This window comes from Marinicrinis sediminis (genome assembly GCF_042685085.1).
Lineage (GTDB): Bacteria > Bacillota > Bacilli > Paenibacillales > KCTC-33676 > Marinicrinis > Marinicrinis sediminis.
In genome coordinates, this window is the sequence record NZ_JBHUMM010000010.1 from 238,799 (window position 1) to 262,870 (window position 24,072).

Sequence of the window (24,072 nt, forward strand, 5' to 3'; positions counted from 1 at the left end):
AATTTATGTGCTTGTTTTTCGGTATTCATTGGGTGAAATACCAGCCAGTTTTTTGAATACTTTGCTGAAATATTTTTCATCCTGATAGCCGACCATCTCGGAGATCTGAGAAATTTTGAGATGGGGATTATGCAGCAGCAGCTTGGCTTTGTCGATACGGATTTTTCCGATATAATCGCTGATATTTTCATTCATTTCCTGCTTGAATTTACGGGAAATGTACTCACGGCTCAGATAAAAGCGATCGGCAATAAATTGCAGGGAGACGTCGCGATGATAGTTTTGCTGGATGAACTCAGCAATATCATAGATGACCTTGTGATCGTTTTTTTGCTGGGCTTTCGTGAGCTGCTGGGCGATTTTGAGAAAGTACAGATTCAGTTCCTCTTCCCAGGAATCAAAGGCGATTTTCCCGGCATCATTCAGCGAGATGAAGAGCGGGTTTTCCTTTTCCCCGTTTGGCTGGGAATCGCTGGAGCCGCTTTGCTGAACATCGGCATCCACATCCTTCAGCCATTGCTTCTGAAACACCTGGAATTCGTGCGACCACAGCTCGATCTGAACGACAGAAATGTGCTGAAGCTGCTTCACCTTGTTCATCCAGATTGAGACGGCATGGCGAATTTGCTTGGGATTGGCACTTTGAATTGCCAGACGGATATCTTCCTCGACGTCAGAGAAATGCAGGCTGCTCATGATCTTGTCTGCCTGTGGCGTCTGTGGCTGATGGAACCATTTGTTGCTCTCCAGCAAATTGCGCTGCTTGATCGCATTTTTGGCTTCATTGTACGATTCGTCGATCCGGTCAGGGAAGGGGGCGGTCGCTCCGATGCCGAAGTGGAATCTGCCTCCGAGCGTACGATACATTCCTTCGTTGATCTGATGCAATTTTTGTTCCATCGCGTCAAAATGTTCCCAAATAAATAAAATGATTTCTTTTTCCCGGTTCCAGAAGCGGAAGGCATAGCCCATTTTCGCATCCTTCAAGATCTCGTTGCAAATATTCGTCAGCGTGAAGTACAGCAGATCCATCTGCCGCTGAAATTTCTGCTTGATTTTTTGGGTAACCGTTTCGAGGGACAAGATGACGATTTTTCCTTGCCGAATCGGATTGTCCAGGTGAAATTCCTTGCGCACATCGGCGGAGATGGAATTCCAGTAAGAAGGTTGTTCGATGAGATTGGAGAACAGCTTGTCCCAGTAAACAGGCTTGAACTGGTTCATTTGAATGTTCTGCTGCTGTTTTTGCTGGCGCAACTGTTCATCCTCTTGCCAACTGGCAACCGCTTTGTCCAGCGTGTCCCGCAATTCATCGCGATCGATCGGCTTGAGCAAGTAGTCCATGCCGCCGTATTTTACCGTATTGCGAACAAACTCGAAATCATCATGACCACTGATCACGACCACTTTGGCTTGTGGATGCTGCTGATGAATCCACTTCAGCAACTGAACGCCATTCATGCCGGACATCATCATATCCGTGAAAATGATCTCCGGCTTGTGGGCTTCGATCAGCTGGATGGCTTCATGTCCGTCCGAGGCTTCCAGAATGGTCTCTATGGCATATTCCTTCCAGTCTATCAACAGGCGAATGGCTTCCCTGACATGAGACTCATCATCTACAATCAACACACTAGGTTTCATTTCGATCTCGGTCATACAGATATGGCACTCCTTTTTTAAGTGGGATTTCCAAAATGACTGTAAGGCCCTGCAGTCGCGGCTCCAGTATCATACGGGTCTCTTCCTCAAAGACAAGACGGAGACGGAACAGGACATTCCACAGGCCGATGCTGCCACCGCTCATATCCTGTTCATCCAGCTCATCGAGTTGCTCCTGCATCCTCCTTCGTTTCTCTTCAGGCATCCCGCTTCCATTGTCCGCGACTTCCAGATAAAGCTTGTCGGCTTCTACGCGGCTAGTAATGTCAATATGGGCGTCTTTCATCGTCTGCTGGGTGAAGGCGTGCTTGAAAATGTTCTCTACGATGGGTTGCAGGATCATCTTCGGAACCCGTATGGCGCGTGTTGACGGTTCGATCTCATAGGTGATAGACAGGTTCTCGGCAAACCGATGCTGCTGCAAGCCCAGATACGCTTTTACATATTCCAGCTCTTTTTCGAGGGGAACGATGCTTTCATTCGTATTCATATTATAATGCATCATCCGTCCCAGTGACGAGACAAGCTTGTAAATGTCAGGAGCCTGGCGCTGCAAGGCGAGGGTACCGATTGATTGCAACGCATTGTTCAGAAAATGCGGATTGATTTGCGCCTGCAACGCTTTGAGCTGATTGGTCTTGTTGGCGAGTTCCAGCCGGTATTCGCGCAGAATCAGGTTATTGATCGTCTGCATCATCGTCTTCATGCGGCGTGCCAGGGTGCCGATCTCATCTTTGGACGAAGTGTCGATGTCCGCCTGTAATTTGCCGCTCTGAATCTGGTTGATGGACTTGATCAGTTTCTTGATTGGTGCGGTGAAGCGGATGGAAATAACGAGCGTGCCCAGCACGACCACAATCAGAAAGATGCTGATAATGTACGAATTGATCTTGGTCAGTTCCCGTGCATCCTGGTAGAGCATGTTGAAAGGGATACGCTTGACGATCGTCCAGTCAGCAAATTCATTCTCAATCTGGCTGTAGACGTTCATCCCCTCCTCCCATTCAAAATGACCGAATGGTTCGGACATGGCGCTAAGGCGATCGGTCCAGCCCGCTACCATTTGCTTCCCTTGCATCTGCTTGTTATGGGCATAAATGACGGTCTGATTCTCGTCGAGAATGTATAGTTCTTCCTCACCGGGAACGTACAGATCCTTGGCCAGCTCGTCAATGCGATCGAGCTTGATATCCATAGAAAGCACGCCGAGCACCTGCTTGGTTGGGGTGCGGAAGATCGGTCTGTGCAGCGTATACACCCAGTGCGTTTCATTGTATGGAAATACGGGGAATTGGTACGTATGACTCAGATGAGTGGCCTCAACCGTCGGTTCGGTCAGTGAAATGTGCGGAGGAAGCTTATTGCCCGTATCTTTTTTGGACAGGTTATTGATGACCAGATACGAACGGTCGGCCTTGCTTGCGTACAGATACACCTGATGCGTTTCCTTGACACTGTTGGAAACATTGGTCAGATGGATGTGAAGATCATTCTCCGCTCCCCAATAAGCGGTACCTGTTTCAAGAATTCGGTATAATCCACGGTCTGCTGACAAATTATTATAAACAGACAAGGAGGCGAGATTCACACTGTTGAGATGATTCTCGATATTGCTGCGGGTCTGGTTGATCAGCACGGTGTTCTCCCGAATGGAGTCATCCTTGATCGATTCCTTCGTATACACATACGTGAAGATCATCGAAGTCACCATCGGCAAAATGGTGGCAGCAAGCAAAAGGACAATCAATTTATTTCGAATACTGTTTCTGAGAAAATTCATGGGCAGCCTCCCTTTCCATGTCTGACCACTGGCATAGTGACGGTTCAACGTTTCAGCCAAATCCCCGGCAGCCGATCCGATCGATGGCGCCAAAATTCAAAAAAGGGGACTGGTCAATATATTCCACCTGATGCGTTATATTCCTTCCTTTATGAACGAATTATTCTCCACATATAATAAAGCTATAGCAGATTAGTGCTCAAGCCTGAACTTGATTCAAGCGTGAGCCACATTTAAGAACATACCTTTAGGTAAGGGGGATCACCACATGAAGCCAAGAAAATGGATAGATTGGCTCAATCAGCTCGTATTTGTAGGACCTGCGTTTTTCTTTTTCGCCCTTATCGTACTCATTCCATTCTTCATGAGTATTTATTACTCTTTTACCAGCTGGAATGGAATCAGTTCGAATGCCGAAATCATCGGTTTTGACAACTTCCAGAGAGTGCTTTTTGAAGATGACGGATTCAGAAATTCCTTCTGGATCACGACCAAGCTGGCGGTTATTTCCGTTATTGCGATCAACATTATCGCATTCGGTCTGGCCCTGCTGCTGACACAGGCACTGAAATTAAGAAATGTATTCCGGACGATCTTCTTCATGCCTCAGGTCATCGGTGGCTTGTTACTCGGTTATATCTGGTACTTTATTTTTACCAAGACCTTCTCCACGCTGGGCAAATCCACGGGAATCGGCTTCTTCAATCTTCCGTGGCTCGGTGATGCCGAGACGTCCTTCCTGGCGATTATCATCGTCAGCGTGTGGCAGCTGGCCGGTTACATGATGGTTATTTACATCGCAGCCCTGGTCAACATTCCCAAGGACTTGTCCGAGGCAGCAGAGATTGACGGAGCCAGTGCATGGCAGCGTCTTCGCAATATCATCATTCCGATGGTCATGCCGGCGATAACTGTTTGTCTGTTCCTGACGATTTCCATGTCCTTCAAAAGCTTTGATATTATCATCGCTCTTACAAAAGGCGGGCCGTTCAAATCTACTGAAGTTATTTCCATCAATATCTATGAAGAAGCCTTCCGTAACAGCAGACTCGGTTATGCGACGGCAAAATCCTTCATATTCTTCCTGATTGTTGCCCTTGTGACAACCATCCAGGTTATGTATACGAAGAAGAAGGAGGTTGAAGCCTGATGAACAGCAAAGGTTATTCCTTCAGACTGCTATCTCTTGAAGTCATCGGATTCGTACTCGCCATCCTGTTCCTGTTCCCGTTCTACTTCCTGGTTGTCAACTCCGTGAAGAGCTTCCGTGACATCGTGGCAAACACGGCCAACCTGCCAAAGGAATTTATCTGGAGTAACTATTCACAGGCCTGGGAGATCATGCAGTATCCCAAAGCCTTTACGAATTCATTGCTCATTACCGTACTGAGTATTATCGGGATTATTTTGTTCAGCTCCATGGCAGCCTATCGCATGGTGCGTAACCCGAGCAAGCTAAATAAAGTGTTGTTCGTTCTGTTTGTCACCGCGATGGTAATTCCGTTCCAGGCCGTCATGATTCCACTCGTCAAGCTTGGTGGCATGATTACCATTGGCGGCGAAGCGATGATTGGGACCATGTGGGGACTGATTATTTGTTACTTTGGTTTCGGGGTACCGCTCTCCATTTTCCTGTATCATGGTTTCATGAAGTCTGTTCCACTGGAAATTGAAGAGGCGGCTGTCGTCGATGGCTGCTCCACCTACGGTGTATTCTGGAAGATTGTATTCCCGCTGCTCAAGCCGATGACCGTTACGATCATCTTGCTGAACAGTCTGTGGATCTGGAATGACTTCCTGCTTCCGTTGTTGTGGATCAATTCGCCAGACCTTCGCACGATTCCACTGTCCACGTACTCTTTCTTCGGACAGTACATGAAGAAATGGGATTTGGCACTGCCCGCTCTTATTATGGGTGCGGCTCCGATCATTATTTTCTTCCTGGCGCTGCAAAAGCACATTATTGAAGGGATTACCGCCGGTTCTGTCAAAGGCTAATGCTGTGGCAGATATGACATGAAAATCCCGATACGGGACAATAAACGACCTAACTTTGGTTGTTTGCTGGAAATGTTGAAAAATTTGGCGGTGTCAAATTAGTGCACCTGTTAGTACAATATCTTCGGTGTTACACTTGCACCCTTGTTTCTTATAATGAGGGTGCAAGACACAAAATAGATGTTCATTTAAAAAGGGGAGGTTTTCAAATGTTTAAAAAAGCAACTCTAGTTAGCCTGGCGCTCATCCTGGTACTCGCGATCGTAGCTGGCTGCGGTAACGGCAACAACAATAACGCAACAAACAATGCTACGAATGGAAATGCAGGAAATGAAAACGCAACCAATGCAAATAGTGGTGGCGATGCCGGTGAAGAAAAAACTTTGAAAATTATGCAATTTAAAGTTGAGATTGCAGACCAGCTGGCTGCTCTTGCCAGACAATATGAAGAAGAAAACCCAGGCGTGAAAATCGAGATTGAAACCGTAGGTGGCGGTGCGGACTATGGTGCTGCACTTCGTGCGAAGTTCAACTCCGGAGACAAGCCTGACATCTTCAACAACGGTGGATTTGCGGATCTTGACCTGTGGCTGGAGCATTTGGAAGACCTGTCCAATGAGCCTTGGGTAAATGATTTGGTAGATGCTGCGAAGCCTCCAATGACAAAAGACGGCAAGCTTTATGGTCAAGCGCTGAACCTTGAAGGATACGGATATATCTACAATAAAGACCTGTTTGAAGAAGCAGGCATTACCGAGCTTCCAAAAACAATTGACGAGCTGAATGCAGTAGCACAACAGCTTCAAGATGCTGGCATCACGCCATTCATGAACGGTTATGGCGAGTGGTGGGTACTTGGAAACCATTTCACAAACATTGGTTTTGCTTACACAGATGCAGACAAGTTGGTTGAAGATCTGAATGCAGGTTCCACAACTTTCAAAGATACAGAGTCTTTCCAACAATGGATGGATCTTGTTGATACGACGATCAAGTACTCCCAGCAAAACCCGATTCAAACAGACTACAACACGCAAGTAACTGAGTTTGCACTTGGTGAAGCAGCGATGATGCAGCAAGGGAACTGGACTCAGGTTCAATTGCTTGAAACCAATCCAGACCTGAACGTTGGCTTCTTGCCAATGCCGATCAACAACGATGCAGATGCCATGGATAAATTGCCAGTAGGCGTTCCGAACAACTGGGTAGTATGGAAAGAATCCCCGGTGAAAGATGTAGCGAAAGACTTCCTGAACTGGATGGTTACTTCCGATGCGGGTAAGAAAACCATTGTTGAAGAATTCAAGTTCATCCCTGCTTTCAAATCCATTGAAGCAGACGAAGCGATTCTTGGACAATTGGCTTCCGACATCATCACGTATGCAAACGCTGGTAAAACGATCAGCTGGAACTGGTTCAAATACCCAGGCGGTGAAGCAACTTCCAAGCCAATGGGTGAAATGATGCAGGCATACATTGCAGGTGAAGTGACAAGAGACCAATTGCTTGAGAACTTCATGAGCAAGTGGGAAGAAATGGCTGCTCAATAAGTAAAATGAGTCATATGATTCATTGAGACAAATCAGGCTTCGACTTCGGTCGGAGCCTTTTTATTTTGTAATACAGTCGTATGGTTGGTCATACAAGGATCGGATTTCCCATGTCCTTCCTGCTATTTTGAGAGAAAGCCACGTGATGAGATCACAGCCTGCACCGATTCCGCAACAGACGCATAGGATGAATCTGAATGCATCAGCAGATCTGCGTGCTTTAAGTTTTTTTGGAAACAAGTGCAAACCCTATTTACAGTCCTCTTCATCATGCATATAATTAAACCATAAATTCCTATTCGTATACTCGGAATTAAAATATACAACGATTCCGTTTGCGTATGCTAGCAAGGGTCTTGTACAAGGGTGGGATAAACGATGGATATGTGGATTGCGCTGATGGGACTGATGGTCGGATTTTTGGTGGGATTGACGGGGGTAGGCGGAGCTGCGCTGCTAACGCCAATTCTGCTGTTGATTGGGATTAGCCCAACGGTGGCCGTAGGGACGGATCTGTTTTACAATTCGGTAACCAAACTGTTTGGAACGATACAGCATTATCGTCAAAAAACCATTAAGATGGATGTGGTGCTTTATCTTGCGTATGGCAGTATCCCCGGCGCCGTTGTAGCGATCGGAATGCTGACGCTGTTTGAGCAAGTGTTTCAGAATCAGGAAGCGGTCATCAAGCATGCGCTGGGTATTATGCTCATCGTGGTGGCCATTGCCACGATCTACAAACAGTTTTTTGATCGCAATAGGAAGCAGAATCGCTGGCAGATCAAAACGCTGCAAGAGAAAAAATGGATGACCATCTCCATTGGCTTTTTGCTGGGGGCGGTCGTGGGACTGACTTCCGTTGGTTCAGGCTCTTTGTTCGCGATTGCACTCATTTACTTTTTTGCGATGAAGGGGTCGGAGGTCGTGGGCACGGACATCGCACATGCCTTTCTGCTGGTGACGGTCGCAGGCTTGCTGCATGCTGGTCTTGGCAATGTGGATTTTGGTCTGGCGTTCAATTTGCTGGCCGGTTCCATCCCTGGTGTCATACTGGGCAGTACGTTGTCTGCCAAAGTGCCAACGAGGCCGCTTCGAGCCATCGTAGCTACGTTGATTCTCATCAGCGGTATCAAGCTGCTGTAATCTTCACATAAATGCCACACAGCTCAAGAAAGAAAAGCAGTAGATAAAAAAACCGTAGATATAGAAAAACCGTAGATATAGAAAAACCGTAGATAAGAAAATCCATAGATAAAGAAAAGCGGGATAGAAAGAATCGAAAAAAACCAGTGCGTCTGCTTGCGCACTGGCTTTTTTGGTGCATATCGCCACCCCGAATCGGACATATTAGGTCAAGCATTTGAAAGGAGCAATGGCCATGACAAGGGGAAGGGAGACAGCATGTTCGAAGGCGGAAGCGATTGTGATTGGCGGAGGAATAGCCGGGTTGCAGGCCTCGATTCAGCTCAGTCGATATCGACATGTCACGATATGCTTTGACAAGGGATATGCCCGCTCACATCGCTGCAAGCAGTATCGCAATATACTCGGCTATCCTGACGGGGTATCTGGTCAGTCACTGCGAGAGGCGGGGCGTCAGCAGCTTCAGGGGTCCAGTGTAGAGATCAGAGCCGAGAGGGTAACGGATTTGTCCATGACCGGGACTCAGGAAGAACCCGGATTCAGGCTGCAAACGGATCAAGGACGCACTTATACAGCGAGAGTCGTGCTGCTGTCTGCCGGTGTAGAAGATCGACTTCCGTCCATAACCGGTTTGCCAGATTGTCTGGGTCTCTCTGTATATATTTGTCCCGATTGTGATGGCTACGAGGTATTTGAACAGCCAGCTGCCGTCATCGGCACTGGGCAGGCCGCTATTCATATGCTGCAAGAGCTGGTTTCCTATACAGATGAGCTGGTCTGGATCGTGCAGGAACCTTTTACGCAACCTTTGACTTCGGCTCAGCAAGCATGGCTGTGCTCTGCGCCCGTACGGGTATATCATTCGCCTGTGACAGATATCAGCCATGAGGAGGGTCATATGCAGGCATTACGGTTGGGTAATGGTGAGGTGATCCGGATCAGCAAGGCTTTTCTGGCAATGGGAGGCAATCAGGTCAACACGAGGCTAGCCAGACAGGTTGGAGCGAAATCCATGGACAACCTGCACCTGTATACCGAATCGAGAACGAAAATGACCTCTATACCCGGATTGTGGGCAGCAGGGGATGTGGGCTATCATTCTGAGCAGCTCGTTATTGCCATGGGTGAAGGGGCTCAGGCCGCAATCTGGATGCATCGCTGGCTGATGGGCAAACGGCCTCCTTCCAAGTCTGAATGAGCCACCTTCACAAACTGCGGTTATGTACGCGTTCGACGGCATCATGGGGTTTGATCCGGTTGATGGTGCAAGAGAAACTCCAGCATGTCCGCATAATCGATTAGCGCTTGTCTACCTTTATCGCTCAACCCGTATATGCCCTTCTCCACCCTGGTAAACCATTCATATACATTTCGGCTCAAGATCGCCTGCGTGTTGTCAATCGCGCAGGCTTTTTTGATTTGTACAGGAGTAGCGTGCTCCAGAGAGAGGAGGGTGTGCGCGACGAGCAATGATTTTTGTCGATAGGCGGTCATCAGCTTTTTCTGAGAGCTGCCTCCTTCGTTGAAATCGCCGATACGTGCTGCAAATTCAGTCATCAGTCGCGCGGACTTGCGGGCATTGCGTCTAGGCTCATAAGGTTCGGGTTCGCAGACGGTTTCAACAAATCCGGGATGACTCGTTGACAGATCGACCCGGATCAAGCCAATCCCCAGCATACGGCAGAGACGAATGACAGCTCGTTCCTTGCGGGACGATCGAAAGACGGGCAAATGGGCAGGCACACAGATGTAGACGGACGGGCTGATAGACAGACGCTCGACGGCTTGCAGAACGACGCTTAGATTGAACTGCATTTTGCATTCCAGGATCGTCGGGTGCTGGTGGTCGGCTTTGACGGCGACGATGTCACAATCCTGAATTTCTGATTTGACTTCATAGCCGAGATGCTCCAGAAAATGTTTCAGTGGCGGGTACAACACAGTCTCGCGACTCATGGTTATTTACCTCCGTGGGATATTGCTCATCATTATATCAAAAGGTGAATTAGTCGGAAACTTCCCAGACCCGTTCGCATAGATATTATTACATTGCATCTTAGGGTTACAGATCCTTCTGCAGAGATGAGCAGATTTAGTCATGGTAAAACAACTGGAAGGAGGCTGCTATGGATATTTTCAAGCGAATTTCAGCATTTCGGGCGAAGGAACAGGAGCTGGCCTGGGAAGGTACTTTTGCACAATATCTTCAAATGGTGAAGGAGAAGCCTTATCTGGCGAAGACGGCGCATACGAGAGTGTATGACATGATTGCCTCTCACGGCGTAACGGAGGAAAATGGTAGAAAAAAATATTTGTTTTTCGAACAGGAGATCTTCGGGCTGGATCGTTCGATGGAAAAGCTGGTGGAGGAATATTTTCATTCGGCTGCCAAGAGACTGGAGGTTCGGAAACGGATATTGCTGCTGATGGGTCCGGTCAGTGGGGGGAAATCGACGCTGGTGACGATGCTGAAGCAGGGCATGGAGCAGTATACGCGAACGGAAGAGGGCGCCGTGTATGCGATAAAGGGTTGTCCGATGCATGAAGAGCCGCTGCATCTGATTCCGCAGGAGCTGCGCAAGGAAGTGGAGCAGGAGCTGCAGGTACGCATCGAGGGCAGTCTCTGTCCATCCTGTCTCATGCGGCTGGAGCAGGAATATAACGGCCGGATGGAGGAGGTTCCGGTGGAGCGGGTATTTTTCTCGGAGGAAAAACGGATTGGCATCGGTACGTTCAGTCCTTCTGATCCGAAATCCCAGGATATATCTGAGCTCACGGGTAGCATTGATTTTTCGACTATTACCGAGTACGGATCAGAATCCGATCCCAGGGCCTACCGCTTCGATGGGGAGCTGAACAAGGCGAACCGCGGGATGATGGAATTTCAGGAGATGCTCAAATGCGATGAAAAATTTCTGTGGAACCTGCTGTCCCTGACACAGGAAGGGAATTTTAAGGCGGGACGGTTTGCCCTGATCAGTGCAGATGAACTCATCGTTGCCCATACGAATGAATCGGAATACAAGTCGTTCATAGGCAACAAGAAAAATGAGGCGCTGCAGTCCCGGATGATTGTCGTTTCGGTGCCTTACAACCTCAAGGTTTCCGAAGAAGAGAAAATTTATGAGAAGCTGATTCAGCAAAGTGATATGCGGCACGTTCACATTGCCCCCCATACGTTGCGCACGGCTGCGATGTTCTCGATTCTCACCCGCCTCAAGGAGAGCAAGAAGCAAGGGATGGATTTGATCAAGAAGATGCGACTGTATGATGGCGAGTCGGTGGAAGGGTTCAAGGATACGGATCTGAAGGAAATGCAAAATGAGTTTTTGGAGGAGGGAATGACGGGTATCGATCCCCGTTATGTCGTCAATCGCATTTCCAGTGCGCTCATCAAGCACAATTTGGATCATATCAACGCGCTTGATGTGCTGCGTTCACTGAAAGAGGGCCTGGATCAGCATCCGTCCATTACGAAGGAAGAGCGGGAACGTTATCTCAATTTCATCTCGCTTGCCCGCAAGGAGTTCGATGAGCTGGCGAAGAAGGAAGTGCAGAAAGCGTTTGTCTATTCCTTTGACGAGTCGGCCAAAACCCTCTTTGAGAACTATCTGGACAATATTGAAGCGTACTGCAACTGGGGCAAGATTACCGATCCGGTTACAGGGGATGAACTGGACCCTGATGAGCGCCTCATGCGTTCCATTGAAGAACAGATTGGCATTTCAGAAAATGCGAAAAAGGCGTTCCGGGAGGAAATTCTCATCCGCATGTCCACCTACTCCCGGAAAGGGAAAAGTTTCGATTACAGCAGCCATGAACGGCTGCGGGAAGCGATTGAGAAGAAGCTGTTCGCCGATCTGAAAGACATTGTGAAGATCACGACTTCCACGAAAACGCCAAATGAAAAGCAACTGAAGAAAATCAATGAAGTCATTGACCGACTGGTAGAGGAGCATGGCTACACGACCGGTAGTGCCAATGAGCTGTTACGCTATGTGGGCAGCTTGCTGAACCGCTAGGTCAATCTCCAGGCAACAGACCAGGCAACAGGTCAGGCGCTCCATTATCCCATCGTGCGTGTATGGATGATGTAATCAGTCTGGTTCGTTGTCTGTCTGCCCTCCTGCCTAGAATCCATCATGGGTTCAGTTACAGGGGGAGGCCCTCCCTGTAAAGGCAGAGAGGGCCTTTTTGTGTGCTCTTCCGGTCAGGTGGAGAGAGAGGGTTGTGTCTTTTTGGATTTCCAGAGGGCCATCAGCGCCATCAGGCCTGGCAGTATGTACTGCAAGGGCAGGTGCAGGTAGAAGGGCACCCACTTCAGACCGATGTGAATGTGCTGAATAAAATTGTTGGCCACCCAGTAGGAGGTCAGGAACAGAATGACGGCATACAACAAGCTGAGCGGCAGCCGGATATGGGATGGAGCCGGAAACGATACAGCAGGAGTCTGGGAAGAATCGTCGTCACAGGCAACTTTGTGGCTGTTGTGAGCCTTGCGCAGCTGGGCGGCTATCTCTTCGGTGGCTTGCAAGGCCGCATAAAAAAAAAGAGAGATTTTGTAGAACATCCCGATAATCAAAATAGAGACGGCCAGGGCATCCATTCGTTGGATAATCTCTCGAATATTAATTTTCGTAACCGTCGTGTAGAAGGGAAAAGCCTTATGCGTGGCTTGCTCCGTTCCGAGCACGACAATATCAAGAATGGTCGTGATGATGAGCAAAAGGGCGCTAAACAGCAAAGCTAGGACACCAATCCTCAGAACCGAACGCGGCTGCTTTACCTGACCCAAAAACATCATGAAGACGACCATTTCGCCAAAGGGAAAGGTGGCGGTCAGGGGAAAGGCCGTCTGCAAAACCGGCTTCCAGCCCTCTTCCAGCACCGGAAGCAGACGGTTGAAATCCGCGACATCCGATAGGAGCAAGAGGATAAACGTAATTAGCCAGAAAACAATCACAATGAATGTGAGAATGATCCCGGTCCGCAACAGGGGGGCCAGTCCGCTCTGGCAGGCATAGAATATAATAGCCAGCATGAGCAGCGAGATCATGTAGATCGGTGTCAGATCCAGGGTGACGATCACGATCAGTGAAATGAAGTCGCGGAGTACACGGGATGCAATATAAATAAAGTAGAGGATGTATACGATGGAAAGGCAAGAGCCAATCCAGGAACCGAACAACTGAAACAGAATGCCGACGAGAGAATAACGGGGAAAGACCCCATGCAGGTACGCATACACGGCAAAAATAAGTAGTCCTGGAACCAGTCCAATGAGCAGCGCCAGCCAGGCATCCTGCTTGGCCTGCATGCCCAGTCCTACCACAATGCTGCTGCCCAGCTCGAACAAAACAATCGAGGTAAACAGTTGAGGGGTGGTTATGAACGGCTTGTACATCGCCAATCCCTCCTTTTTTTGCTTGATTTGCGGAAATAGCCCACCCCGAGCGTGAGGAGGGGAAACACAATTCCGTACAGAAGGACGAGCGGCGTCCACGAGTGGGTCAGCATATCCTTGAAGTAAACAGTATTTGGTGCGATCGTGAGGCTGAGCAAGACGAGAATGATCCCCGATGGGACGAGAAAAAACGTATATTCCCGGCTTCCGGTCACATGCTTCAGGGCGATCAGCAGGGCGTAATAGCAAATACAGATTTTAATAAACATGGACAAGATCCAGAAACCTCCTACGATCACCTCTACCCGTTGCAGAAATTCTCCAATGTGAATACGCCGGGCGAGCATGAATCCGGCAAACAGCTGCCGGCCGGTGTAATTGGCCCCGATGACGGACAAAATGATCGACGTAATCAGGGTAATGAGGCTGCCGCCGATTGCGGTCGTCCACAGCATAGCACGAGGAATCTTATATGTGGCCTCCACATGGTGAATGAAGTAGAGAAAAATGACCAGATCGAGATAAGGAATGCCGACAATCGGGTACAGACCCTTGGCTACCCCTCTCCATCCCTCCTCCAGCATAGGCTGCAGGTTGTTCAAATCGAGGATAGGCATGGAAAAGATGAGCAGTATGCCCATTAAGGTGATGATCCAGGGAAACAGAATTTCGGCACAACGTGCAATGACGTTGATCCCGTGCAGGAGGCAATACAGGACAAACATGAGAAACAGGATGATAATCGGCTCCATCGGGGTTTCGGGCATAACGAAAATGGTCACAAAGTCACCGATCATGCGAAGCAAGTAGGCGGTAATGGCGAATAAATAAAAGATATACAGTAACGCAATCGCTCGACCGAGCCAGAAACCGAAGACCTGATCGAGCATATGGGGATAGTGTTTGCCGGGATGCTGCCGGATCAGCTTCACATACAGCCACACCGTTGCCACGCCAATGACTTGAGCGATGAGTGAGGAGATCCAGCCATCCTGCCTTGCATACTCTGCTACAATGGAGGCGTTAATCAGGGAAGAAGCCCCCACGATGAAAGTAAACAGCAAAATAATAAATTGGGAATAGGAGATGCGAATGGTATTTTGCTGATTCGTCACGACCCTTCCTCCTATTCGGACAAAATAGTGTACAGCCATTCGCTGATGGGGGACAACAGTTGATGAATCGGATCCATGATATTGTAGAGCGCATGGTGCTTCACATACAGGACTCCAAGCAGGCCTGACCAGATAAGCATTACAGAGAAGAGAGTCCGCTCCTTTTTCCAGCCAAGCCTGCTCAGACGATGCTGCTCTACCAGCCAGGTGATCAGAAGCAAGGTGAGAAACATGAGGACAATGAACATCACTTTGCCTCCTACATTTCAGACATGAAGGATCGATTGACCGTCCCCGTTCTGCGCAGCGTAACATCAAAGTTGACTGCAATGTCTACCTCTGTAAAATGCTGATCCCATTCTGATGCTATAGGTTTCCATACCTTAGGATGCTGACGGTGCAGAACCTGACCGAAACCGAATACGTCCGCTTTTAGTTCTTTCGCTTTGCGAATGCTTTCCAGTAAGGTTTTACGGGCGTGTTCCTCGACCATGCCTTCCATTTTGCTGATCACTTCGGGGTCGCTCAGATCGAGCTTGCATTTCAGTTCCGCTACGTTCGCTTCTACCGCAATATACACAGAGAAGGCAGGCTTGCCGTGTTGCAGCATAGACTCGATGTTTGTTTTTGCCCGTAGTACTTCGATCACCCAATGTCCCTCGTCTTCACAAGGTACAGACCCTACCGCATTACGTACATTGCCGGTAATATAGTTGTACCCCTTGCTTTCAACCTGATCCATATAGCCAATCAGCTTTTCCTTGTTGAAAATGGAAAGCCCGGTATATTCGAGTACAGTAGGTGTATCGATGTTTTTCACATTTTCAGATGTCATGTCTATATCGCCATTCCCCTTAATTTCCAGCGTCGTCAGCACGGGTTGTCTGCCTTTGTCAATGATCTGATACAAGAAATCACTTAACGGTACACCGACGGTTGGTGCCCATACTTTCGATGAATTGTCGAGTGAATCAAACAGCTTCTCGGCTGGAATGTGCACAAGCGGAGTGAGCACCTTCAGGAAGTTCTCCGCAGGATGGCCTTTTCCCAGCGCGACATAAAAGTCATTGCGGAACTCCTGATCCCTCGACAGCAGTTCCAGCGCTCCCGCAACGCCTTGTTTAGCCAGTTTTTCGCCGATAATGAGAATGCGCAGATGAGAGAAGTAGATTTTTCTCGGTGACACGGTGGACATTTGCCGGATGCATTCCAGCACTGAGTTGTGAGTCGCTTCATAGGTCGTTACCTGCGCCATCTCCCCGGTTCGGGTTTTGGAGGAGACTTGGGATGGAACCACAACCTGAACGGCTACCCGATACTGATTATGGGGCGCTGCATCGATCGACATGCCCATGGCAATGGCCACTTCATTTAGTTCTCGCCGATTCCAGCATCCTGTAAGGGCGGATACAAGCAGGACCGTGACCATCAGGCAGATTAATGATCGCTTCATGTTGGCATCAACTCTTTTTACCTCGCAATATATTGAAAATGGCCCTTTTTTTTCTCGCGTTTGCACGGGAAGGGGGCGGTGGCTGACGATTTTCATTGTGTACTCTCAGACTGGTGGGCCGCTTGTTGAGCTTGGGCCATGGTAAGCGAAGCATGCCATCCTTCTGTTCTTCCAGGTTAAACGGCGCCATCGGTGCCATATATGGAATGGTGAACGACTTGAGCGAGCACAGATGAATGATCATGCCGATCAGCCCAAGTGTGATCCCGTACAAGCCAAAGGAGGCGGCAAGGAAAATAAAGGCAAATCGCAGGATGCGAACGGCGATCGCCAGGTTGTAATTAGGGGATACAAAGCTGGCAATGGCCGTAATCGCGACGACGATGACCATGACCGCCGAAACGACGCCGGCTTCCACCGCCGCCTGTCCGATGACCAGGGCCCCGACGATGGAGACGGTCTGTCCGACCGCTCTGGGCATACGTACACCCGCTTCCCGTATGATTTCAAAGGTGACTTCCATCATGATGGCTTCAATGAATGCAGGAAACGGGATGCCCTCCCGCTGGGAGGCGAGACTGATTAGCAGCGGGGTAGGCAGCATTTCCTGGTGGAAGGTGGTAATGGCAATGTAAAGGGACGGTGCCAGCAATGAGATAAAGAATGCGAAATAGCGCAGCAGCCGGATCAGAATGGCCATATCGGCGCGCTGATAATAGTCTTCCGCCGCATGGAAAAATTGAATGAACAAGGTAGGGACGATCAGGACGAACGGTGTGCCCTGAACGAAGATGGCAATCCGCCCTTCCAGCAAGTTCGCGGAGACCACATCGGGCCGCTCGGTATGGAAAACGGTTGGAAACGGCGTCATGGTCTTTTCCTCGATAAATTCCTCTACATACATGCTCTCCAGAATGCCGTCGATATCGATCTTCTCGATCCGGCTTCGCACCTCTGCGATGATCTGCTCGCTGGCGATGCCGTGTATGTACATGATCGATACTTCGGTATGAGTGACCCTGCCGAGAATAAAAGTCTCACTGTGAAGCCGCTCATCCTTGATGCGTCTGCGGATGAGGGACGTGTTCGTGCGCAGGGTTTCCGTGAAGGAATCCTTGGGGCCGCGAATGACCGTCTCGGAGGACGGTTCTTCTACGGTGCGGTTGTCTCCGGCCGTCACACATGTCGAGAGCGCGAGCGGCTGATCGTGCAGGAACAGGATTACGTTGCCCGAAAACAGACTGTAAAACAGCGATTTGAACGTGTCCACCTGTTTGACATTGGTGCTTAGCAGTACATGATTTTGAATGTACGACATAGGGGCTTGCAGGGGGATCGGATGATCCTGCTTGACGAGCTCCTGAAGCGGGAACATCACGGAGTGCTCAATCATCATCTGATCGGTCAAGCCATCTACATACGCCAAGGCAGCCGGAATTTCCTCGTCTTTCTCTGTGTATACCGAGAGATAGCGCACCACCAGGTCATCACTTTTGCCTAACTGCTGTTTCAGAACCGCGATATTTTCTGCCAGTGAAGAATGCAGAAATTCAGGATACGTATGGCCTGAGGGAGCAGAAGCTCCTGCATGCTTCGTCTGTGTACGGGATGCCTGTGTCTGCTTTTCGTTTGATGAACGGTTGCGATTCAAAAATATTTTCATCTGGCATCCCCCTTTGCAGCATCGAATTCCTCTTCAGTATTTTCCAAGAGATGAGATTTTATGAAATGAAAAAAGCTTCCGCCTGAGCAGGCGAAAGCTTTTGGTACAAGTACGGCAGGGTTGAGCAGAACAATCTACGGGGTGGTGAAACAGAAACAATCACCGGTCAGGATGAAAGGGTAGATTGTATGGAAAGGAAGAATGGGCTAGGGCTGGGAAACCGGCGTAGCCTCCTGGAAAAATTCCTCCAGAGTCGTGCCCTCTTCCATGATGGTTTTGGCCAATGTTTTACCTACATAACGCAAATGCCACGGCTCATACGCATAGCCGGTGATCGCTTCTTTCCCTAGCGGATAGCGAATGATAAAGCCATGCTCGGCGGCATGGGCAGCCACCCATTTTCCTTCTTCCGTGTCGCCAAATGAAGCCTCTAGCGCATAGCCGGCACTTTTGCTCGATACATCCATCGCAAGGCCTGTCTGATGTTCACTGGTTCCCGGATAGGCACTGTAACGGCGCGCTTCTTCTTCGCCCTGATTGGCGACATTCCATTCAAATATCGATTTTTGTATGTGATAGGATCGATAACCGGAGACGGCTGCCAGCTCGATGCCATCTTGCTCAGCAGCGGCAAACAGGGATTCGAGCGCCTCAGCAGCTTCCTTGCGCATCAGTTTCTTCTCACTGGCACCCGTCACATAAAAGGGCACATCAGGTTCTACCAGATCATCTGCCTTGTAATCCTTAGGCAAGCTGCGCTGCTTGTTTACCACAACGGCCATGTCAGAAGGATTGGAAACGACCGGAATGGCATCATGCTGTTCATTGGACAGCTTCTTATCCAATGCATAGGTCACGGTGATGACCGAATCGGCGCGTCTTCCATCTGACTTTAGCTCCGCGCTGACCGTAATCTTCGCTCCGACAGGAGTTTCTTCACTGAGATGGAGCTGTCCGTCTTCCATGATCTTGACCCATTCGGGCGAACTGGTTGTATAGGAAACCGGCTTGTCGCGAGCGGTGGATCGTTTTCCGTCCTTTTGCAGCCACAGCGCCTCCAGTTTGACTTGATCTCCCGGAGATAGCGTCAATTCCGAGGGCTCCAGCACGAACTTATCGTCCGACTGGGGGTCAGGATCGGACTTTCCGGCATCTGCGTCTGCCTCGTTCCCTGAATCGTTTTCTTCAGATTTATGGTTTACGTCATCGTCATCCCTTGCCTCGTTAGTCTCACCATTGTCGGATGCCGACTGGGTCTGCGTCTGCCCTTTCAGCTTGTCCGGCACGGAATTTTCAGTGGAAGACTGGCATCCGGCAAGGACGACAGACAAGATCAGCAAGCTGCTAATCAGATAGGTTGGTTTTTGTTTTTGCATGGTCTGGCTCCTTTCTCCTCTCATCTTAACATAGACCATTGATTTTTAGACGCGAACAGGAGAAAATGAGTTCAGTAAAATTGAACAGCATGAATCAGACAGAGAAGTGAGAGGTGCATGAGATTGGGCCTGTTTAGAAGATGGGGCGCGATATTATCGCTGGCCATCCCCTCGATTTTTGCTTTTGCATCCATGACCGCGACAGGAGCCATCAATCTGGTTATGATCGGAGGATTGGGTGCGACCGCCATCGCGATCGTGGGGGTCGTCAATATCCTGATGTACAATGCGTTTGCGATTTTTTCCGGAATCGGACACAGTGTCAATTATTTGGTGGCACAGAACTATGGCGCCGGGGAGATGGACAAGGGCATTCAGCGGGCGAGTATGGCGCTGAAGGTGACGTTGCTGGTAGCCATTTTGATCGCTATCTTGGGGATGACCAGTTCCGAACTGCTGCTGACCTTGATTGGCGGTGAGGAGTCCAAGGGCATTCGCGTCGGGACGGAATATTTGTCTTTGCGTTTTTTAGCGATGGGCTTTGCGATTCTCAGTTTCGTCTTTCACGGTATTTTTCGCGGACTGGGGGATACGAAGACTCCCATGGTACTCTCCATTGCAACGAATGCCATCGTGTTGTTTCTGACGTATGCACTGACCTACGGGCATTTTGGCTTTGCCGAGATGGGACTGCGGGGAGCGGGCTGGGCTTACGTGGTCGGCGAATGGGTGGGTCTCGTCGGGGCACTGTTTATGTATTTCGTTTATTATCATCGGAAATATGAGACCCGAAGAAGCAGAAGCTGGAACAGAGGAGAAGGTAAACTGCTGCTGACAGAGAGTGGGAAGCTGGGGATTCAGGAATTTTCACTCAGCATTTCGATGCTGATATTCACCATATTTATTTCCCGGCTAGGGGAAAATGCGCTCGCTGCCAATGAGATTGCCCTTAGTGTCATGTCGTTCGGCTTCATGCCTGCCTTCGGCTTTGGCGCGACCGCGACGATCCTTGTCGGTCAGAATGTTGGCAAGCGAAATGCCCGGGAAGCGAGGCTCTCCGGTACGCATACGGCTTTGTTATGCTGCTTGTTTCTGCTAGTCCTCGGGATCATCGAATATGGATTTGCTTCCTCCATCGCCAACTGGTATACGGGGGAGAAAGAAGTCTACGAACTCGCTGGCAAGCTGATTATGATGTCCGCTTTCCTGCAACTGTTTGACGGACTGCTCAATACCTATGCCGGGGGACTGCGAGGAATCGGGGATACGACGTTTCTGACCCTGACGTCATTTCTGCTTGGCTTTCTGGTGTTTGTGCCGCTTACCTACCTCTCCATCTTTGTTTTGGATTGGGGCAGCACAGGGGCCTGGCTTTCGCTGTATACGTATCTGGTATTGTTCGGCATCCTGGTCACGGTGCGCTTTTATCGCACGAGATGGGAAGATATTCGTATGAAGGTGGCTTCATAAGAAGAGGGACGGCCTCTGACGCCATCCCTCCCATTACATGGCCTGCTGTATCATGCAACAACTCAACTGATAAATTTTCGGTGGCATTTGGCCCCGTCATAGGTGAACTGAACCGGCTTCTTCTCGACGACAGTTTTGATATGAACCGACTTGCCCCACAGGCGGTATACAAAGGGGAGCGTGCGCTCAATGTAGCGCAAATCCAGCTCAATCCCTTCATAGGCATGCTGGATGAACAGTTCCCCCTGCTGCTGATAATTGCCGTCAGTGACCTGTAAGTAGGGGAAGCCGCCATTGACTTTGGAGAATACAAGCTGCTCGCGCACATTCTCCCAGGTCTTGTCGGTAATTTTCCACTCCGGTCCCTGTTTTTCAAACACATACAGATCCAGTTCCTCGATTAATTCCTTCGTCAAATAGTTACGCAGAAAAGAGATATCCGCGTCCGTTTCGCGCACCTCGAACATTTTTTCTCTCCCGAACCGTTTCTCAATATCCTCGAATATTTTTAGCCCCAGGTAGTAGGGATTGAGGTTATGCTGATGAGACTGCACGACCCCGGCATTGAGCTTGGCGAATTCAATCGTTTCGTCAGAGGTCAGATCGAGCTCTCTCATGATGCGGATGTGCCAGTAGGAAGCCCAGCCTTCATTCATGATTTTGGTTTCGATTTGCGGCCAGAAATACAGCATTTCATTGCGCATAATGGTCAAAATATCCCGCTGCCATTCCTTTAATACGTTGGAATGCTCCTCAATGAACAGCAACAGATCCTTTTCAGGTTGTTTGGGGAACTTTTCAATATCGAACAAAGGTTGTTCGGTCTCTTCCTGCTGTTGTTGGTGATCGAGGGACCATAGATCATCATAAGGCCCGGGCTGTGGTCGAGAGTCCGCTGCGCTCTCCGTCTGACGTTTGCGCACTTGCTTGCGCCTTGGATGAATCAGGCTCGGATCGATATGCTCCTGAATGCTGAGCACCGCGTCCAGAAAAGCTTCCACCCTGTCTACGCCATATTCGATTTCATATTGGCGAATCCGCTCGGCTGCAGCGGACATCGACTCTACCATATCGCGGTTCGTTTGCTGAAAACGGGCATTGTTTTTGAAAAAATCACAGTGAGCCAGCACATGTGCGACAATCAGCTTGTTCTGAACCAGAGAATTGCCTTCCAGCAGAAAGGCATAGCAGGGATTGGAATTAATGACCAGTTCGTAAATTTTGCTTAATCCCAGGTCATATTGGGTCTTCATTTTGTGAAAAGCCTTCCCAAAGCTCCAGTGACTGAAGCGGGTAGGCATGCCGTAGGCACCAAACGTATAAATAATGTCCGCCGGACAAATTTCATAGCGCATCGGGTAAAAATCCAGTCCGCATTTTGCTGCGATCTCCGTAATCTCTTCAATGGATTTCTCCAACTGCTTGCGTTCTTCGCTGCTCAACATCCTTCGCCTCCCTATCCATATCTGCACCGCTGAACACGCATCGATTCAAGCATACTGTATGTATATTCAGGAGAGGGAAGATCATGAACGGAGAGATGACATGGCTGTTTTTCAAATTAATAGCACTTGAATACTCAAACGAAAGAAGTATTTACCAATAGAACCATTTTATTTGATGTGATATCCTTAATTTGAAAAAGGCATCTTGGAATAAATCAGATTTCCCTCATATCACTCATACTAATACCGCTAATAGTAAAGAGTGTACATACAGGGGTTAAGACGTATAATTCTACTTTCATGAACAAGTAGATCTTGACAATAAACATTTGTTAACTATTTGTTAACGCATAAGCGGTATAGCAAGGATATAGAGAGGCTTCAATACTGGGATGGTGGGTGACACCGGCAACATCAACCTATTACATGCACATTTTAAACATGCAGTGGAGTTGTGAAAAATGAACGTTTTAATGGAGAGGCTAAAGCATGAAGAATAAATTCATTGTAGTCCTAACTGTTTTGATCTTGATACCTGTCTTCTATTATATTCTCAATCCATATCTAAACAAAAATGAATATGAGGTTTATCCACATAAAGTAGCGAATGACATGGTTTGGCACACGACATCAAGAATTGAAGAAGCCTTTATAAAAAGTGTTGAGGAGCAGAACATTGAATCCTTTTATTTACGGCAACTGCTAACTTTGTATGGTTCTATGAACACTCAGCTGTCCTCTTTACTGGGAGAAGAAACGTATCCAAGGCAAGGAAATGGCTATGCAGTGAATAGTTATTTGCTTAGCATTGAAAATAAGGAACTAGATAAATCGGATTGGCAAATCATCGAACAACTAAGTGAGGATTACAAGAAACTGGATTTTGCTCAATCTCAGCTTGTTGACCGAGAAGGAAATGTTCATACAGACATAATAAAAGAGTTAATCGATTTAAATAACCAGATCATTCAAACCGTCAATCCAACCAAGTGAATGTCGAACATTTAATGCCTGTTTCTATAGGTAGATCTGTTTGATAAGGTAACGCTGAACAGACTTCATCTCTGTTTAACGTTGCCTTTTTTTACGTTGATCTTTTTATAGATCAGCCTGAAATCTTGAATGCATTGATCTTGCCAGTACATATGCACCTGCACACATGCAATAGATTGAAAAGAACAGCAACGAGGAAAGAAATAAATGGATTGTGAAAAAGAAGAGACTGATTTTGGTTGATCGTATAGTTGTCACAGTAAAAGCGAAGTATTCATGAAAATTTATAAAACGTTTGCATTATGAATTGTTTATTTCATGTAAGCGTACTATAATAGGAATAACATGTACAAAGAAGGAGGGAAACCTGTGGCAGAAGTAAAAGCTTGCCTGTTTGACCTGGATGGTGTCATTGTGGATACCGCCAAATATCATTATTTAGCGTGGAAGCGACTGGCCAATGAACTGGGTTTTGACTTTACAGAACAGGACAATGAACGTTTAAAAGGAGTAAGCCGAGTCCGCTCGCTGGAAATTTTGCTGGAAATCGGGGGCATCACCCTGGATGAGCAGGAGAAACAGGCAGGAATGGATCGCAAAAACGGCTGGTACCTGGAATACATCAACAAAATGGATAGCTCGGAAGTGCTGCCAGGCGTGAAGGCATTTCTACAGGCACTCAGAGACAACAACATCAAGATTGCATTGGGATCAGCGAGCAAAAATGCGATGATCATCCTGCGCAATATCGACATGGTTTCGTATTTTGATGCGATCGTGGATGGAACTAAAACCTCTCAGGCTAAACCAGACCCGGAAGTATTCTTGCTTGGGGCAAAGGAATTGGGCGTTGCACCGTCAGAATGTGTCGTGTTCGAAGATGCGGAAGCAGGGGTAGAAGCGGCCAAACGTGCAGAGATGTATTGTGTCGGCGTCGGATCAGCAGAACAGCTTGGCCAAGCTGATTTCGTCATTGCATCCTTTGATGAAATGTCTATAGACCGCCTGAAATTCTAATGA

At 48.4% G+C, this 24,072-nt stretch carries 19 protein-coding genes; 9 read left to right on the forward strand and 10 right to left on the reverse strand.

Going from position 1 to position 24,072, the window contains the following annotated elements:
* Positions 1 to 3: 3 nt before the first annotated feature.
* Positions 4 to 1,659 carry a response regulator transcription factor gene (locus tag ACFSUC_RS07050; protein ID WP_379928816.1) on the reverse strand — a complete coding sequence of 552 codons (1,656 nt, stop codon included), beginning with the start codon at positions 1,657 to 1,659 and terminating at the stop codon, positions 4 to 6.
* The gene (locus tag ACFSUC_RS07055; RefSeq protein WP_379928818.1) at positions 1,634 to 3,442 is read right to left on the reverse strand and encodes a cache domain-containing sensor histidine kinase; all 1,809 of its coding nucleotides are present in this window, start codon (positions 3,440 to 3,442) and stop codon (positions 1,634 to 1,636) included. The genes ACFSUC_RS07050 and ACFSUC_RS07055 overlap by 26 nt, the downstream gene beginning before the upstream one ends.
* Before the next feature lie 268 nt (positions 3,443 to 3,710).
* On the opposite strand from ACFSUC_RS07055, the gene ACFSUC_RS07060 reads away from it, so the two are divergent.
* The 5 genes from ACFSUC_RS07060 to ACFSUC_RS07080 all read left to right on the forward strand — a co-directional run bounded on the left by ACFSUC_RS07060 (position 3,711) and on the right by ACFSUC_RS07080 (position 9,331).
* Complete coding sequence (locus ACFSUC_RS07060) at positions 3,711 to 4,592, forward strand: carbohydrate ABC transporter permease (protein ID WP_379928820.1); 882 nt, start codon at positions 3,711 to 3,713, stop codon at positions 4,590 to 4,592.
* Positions 4,592 to 5,440 carry a carbohydrate ABC transporter permease gene (locus tag ACFSUC_RS07065; protein WP_379928821.1) on the forward strand — a complete coding sequence of 283 codons (849 nt, stop codon included), beginning with the start codon at positions 4,592 to 4,594 and terminating at the stop codon, positions 5,438 to 5,440. Before ACFSUC_RS07060 ends, ACFSUC_RS07065 begins: the two co-directional genes overlap by 1 nt.
* Before the next feature lie 209 nt (positions 5,441 to 5,649).
* Positions 5,650 to 6,990, forward strand: coding sequence for an ABC transporter substrate-binding protein (locus ACFSUC_RS07070; RefSeq protein WP_379928822.1), 1,341 nt, complete (start codon positions 5,650 to 5,652; stop codon positions 6,988 to 6,990).
* Positions 6,991 to 7,368: 378 nt separating this feature from the next.
* The gene (locus tag ACFSUC_RS07075) at positions 7,369 to 8,133 is read left to right on the forward strand and encodes a sulfite exporter TauE/SafE family protein (protein WP_379928823.1); all 765 of its coding nucleotides are present in this window, start codon (positions 7,369 to 7,371) and stop codon (positions 8,131 to 8,133) included.
* Between the two features lie 235 nt (positions 8,134 to 8,368).
* Positions 8,369 to 9,331, forward strand: coding sequence for an NAD(P)/FAD-dependent oxidoreductase (locus ACFSUC_RS07080; protein ID WP_379928824.1), 963 nt, complete (start codon positions 8,369 to 8,371; stop codon positions 9,329 to 9,331).
* Positions 9,332 to 9,372: 41 nt separating this feature from the next.
* On the opposite strand, the gene ACFSUC_RS07085 is transcribed toward ACFSUC_RS07080, so the two are convergent.
* Positions 9,373 to 10,089, reverse strand: a complete 717-nt coding sequence (locus tag ACFSUC_RS07085) for a DUF2161 family putative PD-(D/E)XK-type phosphodiesterase (protein WP_379928825.1) — start codon at positions 10,087 to 10,089, stop codon at positions 9,373 to 9,375.
* A gap of 170 nt (positions 10,090 to 10,259) precedes the next feature.
* Here ACFSUC_RS07085 and ACFSUC_RS07090 point away from each other — a divergent pair, with 170 nt between their 5' ends.
* Positions 10,260 to 12,155: a PrkA family serine protein kinase gene (locus ACFSUC_RS07090; RefSeq protein WP_379928827.1), complete on the forward strand. Its 1,896-nt coding sequence runs from the start codon at positions 10,260 to 10,262 to the stop codon at positions 12,153 to 12,155.
* Positions 12,156 to 12,343: 188 nt separating this feature from the next.
* On the opposite strand, the gene ACFSUC_RS07095 is transcribed toward ACFSUC_RS07090, so the two are convergent.
* The 6 genes from ACFSUC_RS07095 to ACFSUC_RS07120 all read right to left on the reverse strand — a co-directional run bounded on the left by ACFSUC_RS07095 (position 12,344) and on the right by ACFSUC_RS07120 (position 19,144).
* Entirely contained in the window at positions 12,344 to 13,537 is a 1,194-nt protein-coding gene (locus tag ACFSUC_RS07095) for a GerAB/ArcD/ProY family transporter (RefSeq protein WP_379928828.1), read from the reverse strand.
* Positions 13,519 to 14,652, reverse strand: coding sequence for a GerAB/ArcD/ProY family transporter (locus tag ACFSUC_RS07100; protein ID WP_379928829.1), 1,134 nt, complete (start codon positions 14,650 to 14,652; stop codon positions 13,519 to 13,521). Before ACFSUC_RS07100 ends, ACFSUC_RS07095 begins: the two co-directional genes overlap by 19 nt.
* Before the next feature lie 11 nt (positions 14,653 to 14,663).
* Entirely contained in the window at positions 14,664 to 14,900 is a 237-nt protein-coding gene (locus ACFSUC_RS07105) for a hypothetical protein (protein WP_379928830.1), read from the reverse strand.
* A gap of 11 nt (positions 14,901 to 14,911) precedes the next feature.
* On the reverse strand, positions 14,912 to 16,105 hold the full coding sequence (locus ACFSUC_RS07110; protein WP_379928831.1) for a Ger(x)C family spore germination protein: 1,194 nt from the start codon (positions 16,103 to 16,105) through the stop codon (positions 14,912 to 14,914).
* A 7-nt stretch (positions 16,106 to 16,112) separates the two neighbouring features.
* Positions 16,113 to 17,768: a spore germination protein gene (locus ACFSUC_RS07115; protein ID WP_379928832.1), complete on the reverse strand. Its 1,656-nt coding sequence runs from the start codon at positions 17,766 to 17,768 to the stop codon at positions 16,113 to 16,115.
* Between the two features lie 206 nt (positions 17,769 to 17,974).
* The gene (locus ACFSUC_RS07120; RefSeq protein WP_379928833.1) at positions 17,975 to 19,144 is read right to left on the reverse strand and encodes a M15 family metallopeptidase; all 1,170 of its coding nucleotides are present in this window, start codon (positions 19,142 to 19,144) and stop codon (positions 17,975 to 17,977) included.
* Between the two features lie 117 nt (positions 19,145 to 19,261).
* Here ACFSUC_RS07120 and ACFSUC_RS07125 point away from each other — a divergent pair, with 117 nt between their 5' ends.
* On the forward strand, positions 19,262 to 20,614 hold the full coding sequence (locus ACFSUC_RS07125; protein ID WP_379928834.1) for an MATE family efflux transporter: 1,353 nt from the start codon (positions 19,262 to 19,264) through the stop codon (positions 20,612 to 20,614).
* A gap of 62 nt (positions 20,615 to 20,676) precedes the next feature.
* On the opposite strand, the gene ACFSUC_RS07130 is transcribed toward ACFSUC_RS07125, so the two are convergent.
* Positions 20,677 to 22,059, reverse strand: a complete 1,383-nt coding sequence (locus ACFSUC_RS07130; protein ID WP_379928835.1) for a SpoVR family protein — start codon at positions 22,057 to 22,059, stop codon at positions 20,677 to 20,679.
* 489 nt (positions 22,060 to 22,548) lie between these two features.
* On the opposite strand from ACFSUC_RS07130, the gene ACFSUC_RS07135 reads away from it, so the two are divergent.
* Together ACFSUC_RS07135 and pgmB are read left to right on the forward strand one after the other, a co-directional pair.
* Positions 22,549 to 23,052, forward strand: coding sequence for a hypothetical protein (locus ACFSUC_RS07135; RefSeq protein WP_379928836.1), 504 nt, complete (start codon positions 22,549 to 22,551; stop codon positions 23,050 to 23,052).
* 369 nt (positions 23,053 to 23,421) lie between these two features.
* Positions 23,422 to 24,069, forward strand: a complete 648-nt coding sequence (gene pgmB / locus ACFSUC_RS07140) for a beta-phosphoglucomutase (protein WP_379928837.1) — start codon at positions 23,422 to 23,424, stop codon at positions 24,067 to 24,069.
* The last annotated feature ends 3 nt before the right edge of the window (positions 24,070 to 24,072 follow it).